The organism is Acidithiobacillus sp. HP-2 (assembly GCF_015100155.1).
Taxonomy (GTDB): Bacteria; Pseudomonadota; Gammaproteobacteria; order Acidithiobacillales; family Acidithiobacillaceae; genus Acidithiobacillus.
In genome coordinates this window covers 1-14,609 of the sequence record NZ_JACKZA010000016.1, presented here as the reverse complement: position 1 = coordinate 14,609, position 14,609 = coordinate 1, and the positions used below count along the sequence as shown (strand labels likewise).

General features: G+C 48.8%; 18 protein-coding genes, 1 tRNA gene and 1 pseudogene. 7 read left to right on the top strand and 13 right to left on the bottom strand.

Annotated features, from left to right (window positions below):
- Nucleotides 1-45 precede the first annotated feature (45 nt).
- On the bottom strand, nt 46-603 hold the full coding sequence (locus tag H7F11_RS12730; RefSeq protein WP_227485483.1) for an SCP2 sterol-binding domain-containing protein: 558 nt from the start codon (nt 601-603) through the stop codon (nt 46-48).
- Between the two features lie 220 nt (nt 604-823).
- On the opposite strand from H7F11_RS12730, the gene H7F11_RS12725 reads away from it, so the two are divergent.
- Both H7F11_RS12725 and H7F11_RS12720 read left to right on the top strand, forming a co-directional pair.
- A tRNA-Ser gene (locus tag H7F11_RS12725) sits at nt 824-913 on the top strand.
- Between the two features lie 386 nt (nt 914-1,299).
- Nucleotides 1,300-1,575, top strand: coding sequence for a hypothetical protein (locus tag H7F11_RS12720; protein ID WP_193639828.1), 276 nt, complete (start codon nt 1,300-1,302; stop codon nt 1,573-1,575).
- Nucleotides 1,576-1,598: 23 nt separating this feature from the next.
- Here H7F11_RS12720 and H7F11_RS12715 read toward each other — a convergent pair whose 3' ends face one another.
- The 7 genes from H7F11_RS12715 to H7F11_RS12685 all read right to left on the bottom strand — a co-directional run bounded on the left by H7F11_RS12715 (nt 1,599) and on the right by H7F11_RS12685 (nt 5,378).
- Nucleotides 1,599-1,988: a helix-turn-helix domain-containing protein gene (locus tag H7F11_RS12715; protein WP_193639827.1), complete on the bottom strand. Its 390-nt coding sequence runs from the start codon at nt 1,986-1,988 to the stop codon at nt 1,599-1,601.
- A complete protein-coding gene (locus H7F11_RS12710; protein WP_193639826.1) occupies nt 1,988-2,311 on the bottom strand; it encodes a type II toxin-antitoxin system PemK/MazF family toxin in 324 nt (107 codons plus the stop codon). Before H7F11_RS12710 ends, H7F11_RS12715 begins: the two co-directional genes overlap by 1 nt.
- Nucleotides 2,308-2,523, bottom strand: coding sequence for an antitoxin MazE family protein (locus H7F11_RS12705; RefSeq protein ID WP_193639825.1), 216 nt, complete (start codon nt 2,521-2,523; stop codon nt 2,308-2,310). Before H7F11_RS12705 ends, H7F11_RS12710 begins: the two co-directional genes overlap by 4 nt.
- Before the next feature lie 103 nt (nt 2,524-2,626).
- Nucleotides 2,627-2,926 (bottom strand): hypothetical protein, encoded by a 300-nt coding sequence (locus H7F11_RS12700; RefSeq protein ID WP_193639824.1) that lies wholly within the window; start codon nt 2,924-2,926, stop codon nt 2,627-2,629.
- Entirely contained in the window at nt 2,919-3,812 is an 894-nt protein-coding gene (locus H7F11_RS12695) for a phospholipase D-like domain-containing protein (protein WP_193639877.1), read from the bottom strand. Before H7F11_RS12695 ends, H7F11_RS12700 begins: the two co-directional genes overlap by 8 nt.
- 2 nt (nt 3,813-3,814) lie before the next feature.
- A complete protein-coding gene (locus H7F11_RS12690; RefSeq protein ID WP_193639823.1) occupies nt 3,815-5,107 on the bottom strand; it encodes a DUF2130 domain-containing protein in 1,293 nt (430 codons plus the stop codon).
- 16 nt (nt 5,108-5,123) lie between these two features.
- Nucleotides 5,124-5,378 carry a hypothetical protein gene (locus tag H7F11_RS12685; protein WP_193639822.1) on the bottom strand — a complete coding sequence of 85 codons (255 nt, stop codon included), beginning with the start codon at nt 5,376-5,378 and terminating at the stop codon, nt 5,124-5,126.
- Between the two features lie 705 nt (nt 5,379-6,083).
- Between H7F11_RS12685 and H7F11_RS12680 the strand changes: the two genes are divergently transcribed.
- Nucleotides 6,084-6,542, top strand: a complete 459-nt coding sequence (locus H7F11_RS12680; protein ID WP_193639821.1) for a hypothetical protein — start codon at nt 6,084-6,086, stop codon at nt 6,540-6,542.
- A 184-nt stretch (nt 6,543-6,726) separates the two neighbouring features.
- Here the strand turns inward: H7F11_RS12680 and H7F11_RS12675 are convergent, their stop codons facing one another.
- The 3 genes from H7F11_RS12675 to H7F11_RS12665 form a co-directional block, all read right to left on the bottom strand.
- Nucleotides 6,727-7,383, bottom strand: coding sequence for a hypothetical protein (locus H7F11_RS12675; protein ID WP_193639820.1), 657 nt, complete (start codon nt 7,381-7,383; stop codon nt 6,727-6,729).
- A 107-nt stretch (nt 7,384-7,490) separates the two neighbouring features.
- Nucleotides 7,491-8,219, bottom strand: coding sequence for a hypothetical protein (locus H7F11_RS12670; protein WP_193640998.1), 729 nt, complete (start codon nt 8,217-8,219; stop codon nt 7,491-7,493).
- Between the two features lie 33 nt (nt 8,220-8,252).
- Nucleotides 8,253-8,576, bottom strand: a complete 324-nt coding sequence (locus H7F11_RS12665) for a hypothetical protein (protein ID WP_193640999.1) — start codon at nt 8,574-8,576, stop codon at nt 8,253-8,255.
- A gap of 712 nt (nt 8,577-9,288) precedes the next feature.
- Here H7F11_RS12665 and H7F11_RS12660 point away from each other — a divergent pair.
- The 3 genes from H7F11_RS12660 (at nt 9,289) to H7F11_RS16985 (ending at nt 11,860) form a co-directional block, all read left to right on the top strand.
- Nucleotides 9,289-10,623 (top strand): transposase, encoded by a 1,335-nt coding sequence (locus tag H7F11_RS12660; protein ID WP_193640707.1) that lies wholly within the window; start codon nt 9,289-9,291, stop codon nt 10,621-10,623.
- Between the two features lie 108 nt (nt 10,624-10,731).
- Nucleotides 10,732-11,364, top strand: a complete 633-nt coding sequence (gene mobF / locus H7F11_RS16990) for a MobF family relaxase (protein WP_193658170.1) — start codon at nt 10,732-10,734, stop codon at nt 11,362-11,364.
- The gene (locus H7F11_RS16985; RefSeq protein ID WP_193658168.1) at nt 11,327-11,860 is read left to right on the top strand and encodes a relaxase domain-containing protein; all 534 of its coding nucleotides are present in this window, start codon (nt 11,327-11,329) and stop codon (nt 11,858-11,860) included. Before mobF ends, H7F11_RS16985 begins: the two co-directional genes overlap by 38 nt.
- Nucleotides 11,861-12,447: 587 nt before the next feature.
- Here the strand turns inward: H7F11_RS16985 and H7F11_RS12645 are convergent.
- Together H7F11_RS12645 and H7F11_RS17295 are read right to left on the bottom strand one after the other, a co-directional pair.
- On the bottom strand, nt 12,448-13,566 hold the full coding sequence (locus H7F11_RS12645; protein WP_193651408.1) for a hypothetical protein: 1,119 nt from the start codon (nt 13,564-13,566) through the stop codon (nt 12,448-12,450).
- Nucleotides 13,567-13,731: 165 nt separating this feature from the next.
- Nucleotides 13,732-14,214 (bottom strand): DUF3320 domain-containing protein, encoded by a 483-nt coding sequence (locus H7F11_RS17295; RefSeq protein ID WP_413541264.1) that lies wholly within the window; start codon nt 14,212-14,214, stop codon nt 13,732-13,734.
- 96 nt (nt 14,215-14,310) lie between these two features.
- Here H7F11_RS17295 and H7F11_RS12635 point away from each other — a divergent pair.
- A pseudogene (locus H7F11_RS12635) lies at nt 14,311-14,609 on the top strand (IS256 family transposase); the annotation flags it as partial.

The window sequence follows — 14,609 nt, the reverse complement described above, 5'->3', positions numbered from 1 at the left end:
TGCCAGCAGAAGGCACCCTTTTTATATGACAACTTTTGGGTGCGCTCAGGAAGCCGGAACAGTAGCGGGCACTTCCTTGACCAGTTTCAGAAATTCGGAGAACGGGCCCATGTTTTCCATGGCTTCCATTTTCGGACCCTTGAAGTTGAGGCGCCCAAACATCATGGCCATCATGGGTGAACCCATGTGGTGCCAGTCATGGGTCGTTGCCCACATTTTGTAGTCATAGCTGTAATTCAGGTCTGCTACCTTAATTGCGCCACCATAGGTGCATTCGGCCTTACCGTCCTTAGCGGCAATTTCGAGCTGAATAGGCGGCGTACTTTTCATACTGGAATCAGAGACCTCCATGACCTTGTAGCCCTTGCCGCCATTATTTTTGATCCAGGCCCCCGCGAGTTTTTCGGTCAGCGTCGGGTTATTGTTCCAGGCGGTGCAAAGCTCCTTGGCCCAGGCCGGAGACATGAAAACGGGGGTTGTGGATGCTGCTGTTGTGGCGCTACTATCTGTTGCGGAAGTGCTTGTATCTGCTGCAATTGCCATCGTAGAACCGGCGAGACCAAATCCCAAAACCGTCGCCATCACCATTTTTTTAAACATCATTTTCTCCTCCGCCATATGTATGGAATGCTCCCATTGAGCATTTGCCGAGTATAGACCGGGTTTGGTCTTGCGGAAACCAAGGTATTTTTAATTTGGTGATAAACAATTAGAAAATAAGCAGATAGTGAGTTTCCGGTGTACTGAAGGGAGATGTTTTTGCATGACTTTAAGTTGGCTGGCATTCACATTTGCCCGGGCTTTGGTTAAACTCCACCGACACGGAGGTGTGGCAGAGCGGTTGAATGCACCGGTCTTGAAAACCGGCAGGGGTTTGCGCCCCTCGTGAGTTCGAATCTCACCGCCTCCGCCAATTAGATATGCTAACCAATTGAATTAAAAATAAATAAATAATTTTAAAGTAAGTTTATCTTACCTCCGATCTTACCCTGCAAAAATTCTTCTTCATCGAGACTTACTTGGGTTGTGATTACAAGTCGTGGGTTTATTGGCAAGATGGAACATCAGGTTTTTTATCATTCCGAGACCCTGTGGTACCGATGCCGTCGGAAAATGCAGAGGGAGAACGGTTGCCCATCCAGATGATACGAATGGAGCAAGATAATTGAGCTACCGTTGATACATCTATCCACACACGATTCCATGACCTCACCGGTTGGGAGAAGTCGCCTCGTAAAAATAGACGTCCAAGCCTAACGTTTTGTGTTATGATCCCATAAGGAAAATAAGGGGGATTATATGAAAACGGATATTCATGCGATGGCTAAAAACGTTTTTCATCATGTGGAGATGCACGTTCTCAGCCCGGCTTATGCGATTGATGTGAGTACGATGGTCGGTTTTTATGCGAAAGATGCCCGGTTTTGTCGATGGGTCAAAAATGTTCCACCCAGCCGGATACAAAAAATGCTGGCCGTGATGGTGCGGGAATGTGCATGGCGGGATGAGGCATGGTTAGGGGAATACATCCAGAACCGACCGCTACAGTCTGATAAGTGTTGCAACCCGGCGTAGGCGATTGACACGCGAATTATTTTTTAATCGGTTCCTGCAAATACTTCAATGCTCAAGCCGAACCGTTTTGCCAAGGCGTTCGCCTGACGAAGATTGATCTTACGCTTGCCTGAAAGCACGTCCGAAACCTTTGCCTGATTTCCAATTTCGGGCAAATCGGATTGTCGGAGATGATGTTGTGCCATTAAGAATGCCAAAACTTCCTGGCTGCTCATAGCACTGGGCATGGGGTAATTTTGAGCTCCGTACTTTTCGATCAAATATCCGATCATGCTGGCCAGTCCAGCCAGAGGACTATTTTCATCCGCGCCCCCCGCATCCAGAATGGCATCCAGAGATTCCACCAGTGATTGATAATCTGCGTCATCGGCTGGCGGGACCAGCAGAGGCGCAACATTACGCCAATGTTCCATCAGGCAAAGCCAAGGAATAGAGCCATCGCCCGATTCACAGAGACCATCATCCCATCGTCCAAGTGCCCGACTATCTGGCCTATTTTCTCGCGAGGGATAGTCTGCGATTTATCCACCATGATTTGTGAAGGCTTGTGCAATCCGGTTTCCGGTGATGCCTCAATGCCGATACGGTAAAGCGGCGCATCTCTGAGATCGCTGGTAATGGGGAGAACTGTCACGGAGGGCAATGTCGAGAACATTTCAGACTGAACAACCAGCGCCGGGCGGGGCTTGCCATAGTCACCTTGTAGGGCAACAACGACTATAGCGCCCCTTTTCAAACCCACCCATCCTTATCTGCTGCCGCTTCAAGCCAGTCCATCACCTCCTTTTCTTGCGGGTCATTCCGCACAACAAGACACTGACGACGACATTCCTCCACAAAGTCTGGACGACGGGTGTCTGGCACCCAAATTTGAATTGGCCTCAACCCTGCGGCACGCAAGGCGTCTCGATGTTTTTTAACCCGCATGTTCACATGTGCAGTGGTCATAAATCATCTCCTCATTAAAGTTACATGAAACAGGTTATATGACAGCAGCATCGCAGGCAACAATTCCCTGAAAATAACCTGATCGCAGGATTCCTAAGCGCGACTAGAGGCTAAAATTCCGCTTCTTTCGCACAATAACTTCCACCTTGCGCTTTTCTGCGATTTTAGGCGCTGTCTTGAAAGCCATTTTGGGCGCAGTCTTCTCTGGGAGATCAAGATCCTTGGGGTACCAGAATGATGGAGTAGCGTTCGCGGAAGCCATATCTGGATCCCGTACATCCTTTGCGGATTCTTTGCGCTCCGCAGGAATACGCTCCGCAGGAGTCTCTTTGCCGGGATTGGTCTTTAGATTGGCTCTTATTCCAAACTGGGGAGCTTTTATGATAGTTTCGTGTTTAGCCATGTGCAGATCTGGTCCAATCCCGATTAAATTGCGCCTGCAGCTCCGATACCGGACGACCATGAAGCAATAACCCCATTTCTCGATTGGACTCCAGTGAAGTCTCCGTGAAGTTCTCGGAGCCTATCAATGCTTCATTCCCGGAAATTACGGCCTTCGCGTGCATGTAAATCGGCTTCACCGGCATCAAGCGTACCTGAACCCCATGTGCGCGCAGAAAGGCTACATCTTGCTTGTCTTGGGCGTTGATACTGGCGGGCAGGATGACTCTGGCCAGCGCGCCTTTTCGGGCAATAGCCTCCAGTGTCGGGCGATATGGACCCATTTCCTCGCTTTCGATGTCTATCGGACCCGGTTGCTGGATGACACCGATGATTTGCGCGGCAGACGTGCCCGGAGAAAGAACCAGAATCTGATGTGCATAGGCCGGAGCCCGTCGATTATTCCAGTCTGCATGGAAAACAGCGTTGGCCGCCTTGACCACGGCAGGATCTTTCGTGACATACAGGTACTCCCTATTGCGATCGAATGCGCTCCAATCGAAGTTCGCCGTACCAATTTCGCATTCATGGCCTGAACAGACAAACTTTTCATGGAGAAAAGCATAGTGATCCCCATGACTGGTAAAGCGGTAAGGGGCCAGATGTAAAGTGGCACCCGTCGCCTCGATCTCCCGTTCTTCCTTACGCACCTGCCAGGGTTTCATGCCATAAGGCTTACCCTCAATGATAACGCGCACATCCACACCGCGCGCATGGGCTGCTTTCAATGCCCGGAGAATAGGATGGTCGGAGAGATAATAGACCCCGACATTGACCGAGTGGTGGGCTGATCGTATCAGCTGCACAATGGGTGCAGGTCCCGCATGGGGTTCAATATAGAGCGGCATCATTATCCTTCTTTTGGGTTTTCCAGTTCGGCAAATTTGGCGGCCATGGTAGGATTTTTCCGGGTGAGTTTCTTGATGGTTACATCCTGGGCCTTATCGTTGGCCAGGCGCAGATTCCGATCCGCGCCCAGCAGCGCCTCTTTGGTTTTCTGTAGATGATCAATGGATTTGTCGATCTCATCAATCGCCGTGGCGAATTTTCTGGATGCCAAGTCGTAATTTCTTCCAAATGCATCCTTGAAGCTCTCCAGATCGTTTTCAAAGTTTGTAATGTCTATATTTTGCGTGCGCACCAGGGCCAGCTCGGTCTTATACTGGAGCGCTTTCATGGCCGCATTGCGCAGCAAGGTAATCATGGGGATGAAGAACTGCGGCCGAATGACGTACATCTTCGGATAGCGGTGAGATACATCCACAATGCCGCTGTTATAGAGTTCGTGATCGGATTCCAGGAGTGAAACCAGTACCGCGTATTCGCAACCTTTTTCTGTACGGTCACGGTCCAGTTCCTTCAAAAAGTCTTCATTTTTCTTCTTGGTGGCCGTCTGGTCATTTTCGTTTTTCATCTCGAACATGATGGATACGATTTCCGTTTGGGCTTCGTCATAATCCCGGAAAATATAGTCACCCTTACTACCCGCCCGAGCGTCATTGTCTTTTTCAAAGTAGGCGTAAGGGAATGCTGTGGCCCGGATTCGATTGAATTCAATTTCGCAATGCTGCTCCAGGGTTTCTCCGACCATTTTCGTGGAGAGTTTGGCTTTCATGTCACGCAAGCGTTCAATGGCTGCATCGCGGTCCTTGATCTGCATTTCGAAACGTTCGGTGATGGATTTTTCCGCCAGGTGCTTTTCAAGCTCTACCCGATCGAGACTGTTTTTCAGCGTGTCGCGCTCTTTTTCTATGTTCCGGACAGCCATACTAACGGCCAGTTGCTGATGGGTCTGGCTGGCTTCCAGTTTGGCATTGAGCGACTGAATTTCCCTATCCTTTTCTGCCTGAAGGCGTTGCAGGGCATTCTGGAGATTGACCGATTCGAGTTTGTTGATGGAAGCTATCTGTTCCCTGAGTTTTGCAATTTCTGCATCCTTGGCGGCTTCGGCACGCTGCGCTTCTGCCAGGGATTCAGCCCGGGTGAGGGCCAGAGCGTTCTGCTTTTCCTTTTCAGCCAGCGCGAGACGCTCATGGATCTGCTTATCGAAGTCCGCATCCCGAACCTGTTTCAGAATATCGGCGTATCCCGCTTCGTCCAAGCTGAAAGTTTTGTGGCAATGGGGGCAAATGATCTCATGCATGCTGACTCACTCCCGTTTAAAGCCCGCCATGATATTTGAAGGAAATCTCGCTGCACTGGGGGCAGACAAAGACCTGTACCTTGAGTTTCTTCTCGAAGGCTTCCTCGCCATCATCGGCCATCTGCCCGGCGAACATGCCCAATGCGGCCCCACCCAGACCGGTTAAACCTCCCATACGAAGGCCATGGGCACCCATATCCTGCATGGGCGTCTGGCAGCATGGACAAGTGGCAGTTTGCTGTTCCTGGGGCTTTTCTCCAAATCCAAACATGATGGTACTCCTTTGCTGATTTGCGGAAAGATGTCGTTAATCGGGATGCGACTACAGGTCTATATGTTACCCTAAATAAGCGATAGTCAACACCGCCCATCTTATTCGTAGCGTGCCAAATGTACCACCACTATAGGAAGTTACTTGCTGTATCTTCTGGCCGATACCTTATTGCAGATCATCTATGTAAAATTCATCGATGCCCCAAAAGAGTATGTCTCATTGGAAGCTGAGGCAGTTGACATGGTGTAAATGCCTACCGTAAATCATGTCCTGAATGAATTCCATTTGGAACAAAACAGGCTGAAAGCTGCTCAATGAAGAACCTTCGATGAATCATTTTTTCATGTGGTTAATGTGTCCCTTATATGGCGATCAAAGACTTTATAAAATAGGCCATTGGGTACAATGTGTATCCCACGAAAAAATCTGAACGAGCTGGCTTGCAATTCCGGATAAGGCATCAAGGAAGTTTCATAATCCCATTTAAAAGCGTATTTTCATTAAATCACCACAACGTCAGCATCATTCTGGTTTGTAATAGGTTGACGGTCTGGAAAATGTCTTGAAGGTGTTTCGTACAAGTGAAAAAATAGATTATAGTAGTAGGTCAGTAGAAAAACTTTTTTATTTTACTTAAAGAGTTATAATTTGTTATTGGGTTGATTGTAGATCGTGTTTTGATGATTGGTAAAGGAGAATGTCATGTTAAAAGGAATTGAAAATGTGTATAAGACCCCGATGGGTGCCGTATTGATGCGTTTGTATTTGTTGGAAACGGGTAGTGAGGAAGCTTTTGATCCTCTGCATCTGATAAACTGGTGGGTGGGAAAATTAGAAAATCCGGATGCAGGATATGCTTGGCTGAGTACCAGTCTGTGGCGTCAGCTTGCACGGCACATTCACTCGGTGATCGCTTTCAATTTTCCTTGTCTTGCTGATGCTGCTGGTTACGATCTTGGGATTGAAACCTCACTGATCCCCAAACCTGAGATTAAAACTAATCCAGATGGAACTATTCTAGAGTATTGGTCAGTAGATAAATATGCGCAATCATTGCCTCCCTTTGGGTTTAAAGCTTGGCAGCGGCCTCTGAAACGTCTACCTGTTTATTTCTACGATTCAGATGAACTGGATATAGGCCAAGACAAAGAAAATAGTTGAGCCGTCTTTATCATGGCCGGTGACGTCTGTGATCGGTCATGAACCTGTTATTGATGATGGGGTTCCCGCTTGTTCGTTTATTACGGCTAATTTATGGCCGTATGCTGGCCGAATAGGGAATCTTGAGATCAGCATGTTGTATCCATCGCATTCAAGTAAAACTTTTTCAAACAGCGTTCGTGACTTACCGAATTTCGCAGAAATTAGCGCCGTGTTGTGAAACCTTACATTCCAGTTTTCCCGTGTGTTGATTTATCAGGATGGTCGATGGCGTAATACGATGGGTTAAGGTGAGATATTCATAACAAAGCACTGCACCTAACACAAACGCGGTTAGCATCACCCCTAAAATAAAGTAAACGTTCAGGACGCGCTGTTTCAAAACCGCTTCCCGCACGGTGATGTTCAAGAGGTCGGCACCGGTATCTACCCAGTGGTCGATGACTTTGTCCTGCTTTTGAGCAATGGCCGCATTCATATTTTTGTCTACGGCGGCCGCAGCGTCTTTCAGGTTTTTGGTGGCCGTATTCAAGGCGATCAATGCCGATGAAGAACCCCGCTCTAGTCCATGACTAATCGCTCTTTCCAGTTTGATTACATTTATGTCAAAGGCTTTATCCACGTGCCCTTGGATATCACCGGCCCCTGCAGTGACGGCTTTTTGTATCTTGTTTGGGATGGATGCGAGAGCGGTTTTCATGATTTCTAAGGAATAACCAGCGGCAGCGGCTCCATCAAAAGCTACACGTGCAGACAGATACGCGCCATACATGGGATCGTCTGCCGATATTTTATACTGCTGTACCCACCGGGCGAGCAGCTTATGATCGGTATCGGGCAAAGACCGCTCTGTCAGATCATACCCGCTGTCAGCGGCCAACGAAGCTTTGCCCGTTTTGTGAGTGCCTATCCCAGATGCGGGTGATTCCGATCGGTTTAATGGACCCATCAGGCACCACCATCAATAAGTGGAATCACCGCATTGACCCACGACTGCCTCAGCCAATTTCGAATAGACTGACGGTCCACGATAAACAAAGGACTATCCGCCCCTGTCAGGGAGGCCAATGATCGATTTTTGTGCGTTTTGAGAACACTAGCAACACGCGAGGCTAGTTCAGGAATCTCACCAACCAGTCCGCCACCTTTTATCCATGCATTTTTGTGAACCGGTTGGGTAAACCATGAGAAATCGGCATCGTAGGCACTTTCGTGGCGGTTCACCACGGCCATCTTGCGGTCAGCCATTTGACAAAGAAGAGAACGTGACGACATTTCTGCGCTGGCTTCCTCAACACCAATCATCCAAGCGACACATACTTCAAATCCTAAATCCTGGGCAACGGGCAGTATCAAATTCGCATTCGTGTCGAAGGCTTTTTTCCCATTGGCTGGTGCGTTAATCACCACGTTTTCGCAACCCATCTGCTCAATGCGCCTGAACAGAACGGTCATGCTGTTTTCGGCATCGCGCCCCGATTTGTCCAGATCCACGCTGAAAACGGTGACGCCCTCGACGCCTTCATAACGATTGGCTACGTCCCCCGTCTCGACGTCTCCTTCCACAACGGCGACAGGTAAATTTCTGTCGAGCAAATAATCGACGGTTAGCATCGAGAAAATGCTTTTGCCCACGCCACCCTTGTCGCCATGGCTGATAATCAATTTTTTATGCATAACAAGATTCCTTTTCAGTAGATGGTAAAAAACTCATTGATTGGCAGGATCATCCAAGTTGATGATTCCTGATTTGGATATGAGCCGTTCATGAATATCTAAGCCACGACCTATACTCGTCTTTTGCTTTTTTACAGGTACCATTAACTTCCCTTTTTTGATGCCCATAGAGACCCGCGCATAACATCCAGCCACATCTTTTCCGCGCCCGGTAAATCCGAGAGCATCAGCAATGTCATTCCAGGTACGCATTAATTTTCTAGCAGTATTAATGTCTTCGTAGCGGCTTAAAACAACCGACTTCATGGTATAACGTTTATCCGGTCCGTCGGCAATCAGCTCTGTTAATTTATCCACGCATGGCTCCTTTTTTTCTGCATTTTTCAAAAATATCTCTTAATACATATTGTACCAATAAAAGTCACTTCAACGAAGCATGTGATGCCATTCTCTGTAGAATTTCAGTGTTTTCTTTTTATGCCGTTAAATATCCTTTATTTATCTGTTGATTTTCGGATTATCGGTCCGAAGGTTTTCTGTATAGAATGCGCATCTTATCTTTAGGTAATCATCACATAACGCACATATACCGTAGTTTTTCCATATAGTTCAGCATTTAAACGATAAGTTTTGTACACACATATAGATATGTTAACTACACACAAACCCACCCAAAATCATGACATTGTTATTAGTTTTATCCTGAATTTTGAGGTCAGATGGGTTTTCAATAATGCTTGGTGTCTTGAGCCTGTTGGTGTCGTTACTGTGATCGAACGGTAACGGGATAAACCTACCTAAGCTTCGTGCATTTAATTTAATTTGGTATTATAAAAACTAAAGTTTCACCGTTTTTCCGCGAGGAAAATCGGCATGGTTAACAAAAATGTCGGTCATTAAATATTATTATTTATCTATGAATTATACTTATTTTGGCGCTATTTTGTTACCCTATTTTTCTTGTTTTATTTATTGTGAATCAGCCAGATAACGATGAATAGAACCGCCTTCCGTGATATAATGAGTGATCGTTAACGCTCTGATTATAAAACGCAAGAGGCCCTGTTCGATGTCCATGCTACGCGATTTACTCCTCCCTTTCCAATCGGCATTTTCGGATTCGCGACTAGGGCGCGAACGGGCTCAATGGTTCCCCTTTATCCTGTTGGCTATCATGGTCCCCTTCACCTCCTCCATGAGCAGCAATCTGCTGCGCTCCCTGCAGACCCTCTTTGGCCTGGATGTGAACGCCCGCCGTTTCTACCTCTTCATGGCCTCCACCCAACTGGCCTGGGATCGCCTCTGGCCGATTGCCTGGAATCTGATTCCGTCCCCGCTGGTCGATGGGCGACTGATCCTGGCCCTTGATGACACCCTCAACGACAAAACCGGCAAGCGGATCTTCGGCTGCGGCTTTTTCTTCGATCATACCGCCAAGGTGAATCATCCCACTTATCCCTGGGCACAGAATATCGTCATGCTCGGCCTGCTCAAGCCCATCAAAGGCCGCTGGGCCTGTCTGCCGCTGGGCTGTCGCTTCTACCATCGGCAGAAGGACATTGCGGCCGGCAAGATCAACGTCCGCCGTCATGGACAGGTGCCGGTCTTTCAGTCAAAAATGGCCCAGGCTGCGGCCATGATCCTGCCGGTGGCTACCCATTTCAGCGGCCACTCTCCTCTGATCGTCTGCGACAGCTGGTTCGGGAACAATGGCCTGTGGAAACCCCTGAATGCAGCGGAACCGTCCATCCACCTGTTGTCCCGCTTGCGCAGCAGTACGGTCCTATATGCAGAGCCAGCGGATGCGGCCCGGACCGCCAAGGGTCGGCCTCGCAAATATGGGGATCGTTGCGGTTCAGTGACCGAGCTGGCGACGTCTTTGCGGGAACAGGCGCAAAGGCACACGGTCCAGCTTTATGGCAAAGCGCGGGAGATACGTGCCTATGATCAGATCTTCCTGCTCAAAACCCTGCGCTGCCCGGTGCGGGTGGTCTGGGTCTTTCGCAAAACCCAGTGGGTGGCGTTCTTCACGACAGATCTGACGCTCTCCGTCACCCAGATTGTCGAATACTATGGTGCCCGCTGGAAAATCGAGGCCGGCTTCAAAGAAATCAAACAGGAAATCGGGAGCGCCCGCAGCCAGAACCGGACCGCTGATGCCGTCACCAACCACCTCCATTTCTGCCTGCTCGCCACGACCCTGACCTGGATTTACGCCGACCGGATCACGGCTGATCCCAAGCGCCGCCATATCGTCAAGGGACGGACCAGTTTTGCCTTCTCCGATGTCCGCAAACTGATTACAGATGAAGCTCTCTCCAGCCATTTTCTGGGACTTTGGCCCCATCTCTGCCAACCCCCTCATAAATCATTCACTCAGATGCTCATGCGTATGGTGGCGTAGCATGCGGCGACTTATTCCTCATGAAAATCGGTGAAACTTCAGATAAAAATTACGAAAAGTTTTTTTGCATAATTACGGTAATAAAAAACGAAGAGGAGAGGTGATATCATGAGCGTGAAAGAAACTCACCTAAAAGGGACTCCTGAAAGTGTAATAAAATACGTTTCTGAACAAAAGGAAGCGCAGACTGTCCATTTTTCTGAAGATGAAACTAGCAACTATTATGCGGAAAATGGCAACGTTAAGGGCGTTTGGATGGGTAACGGTGCCGCCATCCAAGGCTTATCTTGCTATGTCAACAACTCGGATCTAGAAAAACTCCTACATGGTGTCACCATGGATGGACATGACATCAGTAAACGCGGTAACCATCAGAATAATCGTCGAATGGGCTCGGACTGGACATTTAGTGCGCCCAAAGCGGCCTCTATTCTGTCCATTGACGATTCACGTGTTAAGGCATGGATGCTGGAATCTGTGCAACAAGCGATCGAAAATTTTTACGCAAGGGAAATGTCCCACGCGAGAAAAGGGAAGGGTGGCGTGATTACCGAGTTTTCTGATCTTATTGTAGCGGCTGGATTTCTGCATGAAACCGCCAGAGCCGCCGATGGAATCATCGATCCCCAACTGCATGTCCATGTAGTGATTCCCAATCTTATCCAAAGAGCCGATGGCCAGTGGGCCAGTTTGCGGAGCGACTATGGAAAAAAAAAGTCGCAAAATCTATGCACTGGGTGATGCCCAAGTGGCTTACTTGATGAACAAAATGCAGGTGTTGGGCGGCTATGAACTGGAGCTGAGGCTGGAATGTGATAAAAAAGGTATAGAGCACCTATCTTTTGGGGTGCAGGGTATATCCAGAGAAGCCGAAGATGCTTTCTCAGGGCGAAAAAAACAAATCCAATCGTATTTATTAAAAAGCGGCATTGATCCCAAAAAGGCCACCCGCAAACAAAAAGATTTCGCTGTGTTGAATACACGGGTAAGCAAAGATCGAAACGTGGACAAGAAGTATTTGAAGGATGCGCTGCGGCAGCGTGCACATGATGCAGGCATTGATTTGGACAGTATTCGGGCCGCTGCCGCCAAACGTGCAGCAGTAACTCAAAAGCAACAAAGCTGCACCGGAATGGATGTGACCAATATTACTGTTCATTCCTCGTCAGATTTTGGTGAAGATGTTGCCATCAGTCATGACTATCAATCAGCATTCGGACCAGACAATATTGGGTAGCAGGGAGAATAAAATGGAAATACAAAACCAGTGAAGCATGGTCTTCACTGAAATGACAGCTAAGAACTATAACCATCCGTGCATAACCGTCTGACGCGCCCTTTACTCCCTGTATGGCATGAGCATATTCATGTGACACAAACAGGAACGATTGATGACAGAATCGGGAACATAGGATTGCCGCATAGCTTTTGGCTACCTAACTGATTGAGTCCGTGTTAGGTAAGGTAACCCCAACCATTGCTGGACACGTTATGCACTGACAGCAGGCTTTGTTCCCGCGCCATTCTCAACCATCATTGGCCTTTGTACTCTGGTTTTCCAGGCTATATAGACGGGAAAGCCAGAGTCGCATAGTTTTTTCTTTAAGGCCAATTCCGAGTAAAATCAAGTATAATGAGTAGGTTAGGTGGAAATGCGCCCGTTTTCTGTGCATCTGTTCAATCATTATTTGCTCATTTCACTCTGGTTTTCCAGGCTATTTAGACTCCAAAGCCAGAGTCCTTTCGGAACATGTTCAACTTCCAGAGTATGCCCGAAACAAGACCAGCGGTTCACTGCCGCCAATCCTGAAGGCTGGATGGATACTATTGAACCAAACAGGTTGTAGCGCGATGCCAGGAAGCCACTACCGGCCCGATACAATAGTCATTTGATTCAATGTGCGCAGCGATTTCCAGATGTTGCTCACGCCAAATCAGGTAACGTTCTGATGCCGTGGACAAAACCCAAGGTGGCGGTAATCCACAGCGTGTTACCGTAGACAATGCCACAATCACGCTCTCTGTACTGTTTTCCTTGACGTAGCAGCGCAACCGTCCTTTTTTTCCAAGCTCCAGCAGGGCATCCCCCAGCCAGTTCCGATCCATCCGCACCATGCCAGTAGGGTAATCGCTGAACTTTTCCATGGGGAATATTGGTATATCAACAATATCCGGATGTGCGGCACCGGCGACGTCAAGGCGGTGCGCCAAGAGGTGCCAGGCCTGATCACAAGGAATCGCAGGGTCCAGTCCGTCTTCGGGAGATTCCGTCACTGGTGGATAGACCTGTTCACTGATGTCACTGGTATCAAGGGCCAGCTTTTGCCGTGCCCAAGCCATCCAGGCCGACAAATCCGCTGCATGAGTGTCCCGCATTGGCGCATCTACCAAAGTCAGGGTTTGCGGCTGCTTTGCCCACGCAACCGCCAAACCCGGATTACTGGTATCGGCAAGGATTTGTTTCAGCGGTTTTTGTAAATACATCAGCGTTACTGGGCGACCAATGCCTGGAAGGCGGTCCCGCAGCAAAGCAAAAAAGACTGGTCGGACGGACAGCAAAACCCAACAGTGCTCGCCGATATCGGCCTTGAGATGTATCCAGTCCCGATCCTGGGGCGGAAACTCCAGGACCAGACTCCAGCGTAAGGATTCCGGCAATATCCCTGTGGGCAGATGCAGAAAAGCTTCCATTTGTGTTTCGGAAGCAATTTTCCAAAAATGAATGCCAGAATTCAGGTGCAGGGAATTCGCCCCTACCAGCCCCACCCATTTCACCAACTGCAGGAGTCTGTCATCACTGAGCGTGCGATTGCCTCCGAGCAAGCCCATCAGATTGCTGCGGCTGATCTCGAATCTGCGCGCTATTTCGACCAGGCTGAGCGGGGAAAGCGTTAGCACGTTACGGAAGTCATCCATGGGGATGGGGTAGGGGCGGATAGGCATGCATTCCTCTAGGACAGGGCTTTTGAACGAACTGCATTATAGGTTATGCAGCTATCGTTCTGCAAAACGGCGACAGACAGCGTTGAAAAAGACAACTATGCTGTAGAATATAAACTAAGTTGCTGACAGACTTGTCCAATAGAAATACGGAATGCCAAGAATTTGTTATAGCGTTTCATTGTAATTCATCGAATCTCTCCACGCGCGGGACAGCCTGTGCCGACTTGCAGTGCGGAGCTTCTGTAGTCCCACTGCGTGGGCCATAGCTAAGACGGCGGCGGCTTCGTCTTCGAAATGCTGCCGCCTTCTTAATTCACAGGCAAGCGAAATAAGTTCTGGTAAAGCAATCTCATCTACAGGCCGAACGGTTTCATTGCAAGGGTGGCGAAAAGCTGAAAAACGGGACGTATTGCTGCCCATTGGCCAATAGAAAAGGCCAACGTCTTCTTTGCTGGTAGGGTACTTTCCTTGGGCTAGTCCAACTATACGACTTTGTATACGAGCTCCAGTTCGGGCCCACCCATGAACGCGTGCAATGCGCTTGGTGAGTACATCGGTTCGCACTGGTCCCTCCGTGTTTACCACATGAGCAATAAGCTGCCCCAGTATGCTATCGTAATCATCTTCGAAGAAAATCTGGGAATCCACCTCTACATTAAGGACGCTGAAATCAGATTCATGGAATTCGGCCAACGGATTGAGCTATGCTCGAAAGTGGTGTACGGGCCGTTACAACTGGCTTGAATGAGGTGGCGTACTGTTGCTACAAAGGGTTTCCGACTCAAAGAGCAACATAAGGAGTACGCCGTGGAAAAGAATACCGTAATAGCAGGTGGGATGGGAGAGTTGGGTCTGGGCATTGAAGGGATACTTCGACGCGCGGCACGCTCTCTGATTGAGCAGGCCATAGAGGCAGAGGTGGCGGTATTGCTGGAAGAATTTGCGACGGTGCGGATGGTTGATGGGCGTCAGGCGGTCGTGCGTAATGGGCATCTGCCGGAGCGCGAGATCATGACCGCTCTGGGTCCGGTACCCGTCAAAGT

Coding starts and splice junctions, on each gene's coding strand:
- H7F11_RS12730 (WP_227485483.1), bottom strand. CDS start 603: ATGATGTTTAAAAAAATGGTGATGGCGACGGTTTTGGGATTTGGTCTC.
- H7F11_RS12720 (WP_193639828.1), top strand. CDS start 1,300: ATGAAAACGGATATTCATGCGATGGCTAAAAACGTTTTTCATCATGTG.
- H7F11_RS12715 (WP_193639827.1), bottom strand. CDS start 1,988: ATGGAACATTGGCGTAATGTTGCGCCTCTGCTGGTCCCGCCAGCCGAT.
- H7F11_RS12705 (WP_193639825.1), bottom strand. CDS start 2,523: ATGACCACTGCACATGTGAACATGCGGGTTAAAAAACATCGAGACGCC.
- H7F11_RS12700 (WP_193639824.1), bottom strand. CDS start 2,926: ATGGCTAAACACGAAACTATCATAAAAGCTCCCCAGTTTGGAATAAGA.
- H7F11_RS12695 (WP_193639877.1), bottom strand. CDS start 3,812: ATGCCGCTCTATATTGAACCCCATGCGGGACCTGCACCCATTGTGCAG.
- H7F11_RS12690 (WP_193639823.1), bottom strand. CDS start 5,107: ATGCATGAGATCATTTGCCCCCATTGCCACAAAACTTTCAGCTTGGAC.
- H7F11_RS12685 (WP_193639822.1), bottom strand. CDS start 5,378: ATGTTTGGATTTGGAGAAAAGCCCCAGGAACAGCAAACTGCCACTTGT.
- H7F11_RS12680 (WP_193639821.1), top strand. CDS start 6,084: ATGTTAAAAGGAATTGAAAATGTGTATAAGACCCCGATGGGTGCCGTA.
- H7F11_RS12670 (WP_193640998.1), bottom strand. CDS start 8,219: ATGCATAAAAAATTGATTATCAGCCATGGCGACAAGGGTGGCGTGGGC.
- H7F11_RS12660 (WP_193640707.1), top strand. CDS start 9,289: ATGTCCATGCTACGCGATTTACTCCTCCCTTTCCAATCGGCATTTTCG.
- mobF (WP_193658170.1), top strand. CDS start 10,732: ATGAGCGTGAAAGAAACTCACCTAAAAGGGACTCCTGAAAGTGTAATA.
- H7F11_RS16985 (WP_193658168.1), top strand. CDS start 11,327: ATGGAAAAAAAAAGTCGCAAAATCTATGCACTGGGTGATGCCCAAGTG.
- H7F11_RS12645 (WP_193651408.1), bottom strand. CDS start 13,566: ATGCCTATCCGCCCCTACCCCATCCCCATGGATGACTTCCGTAACGTG.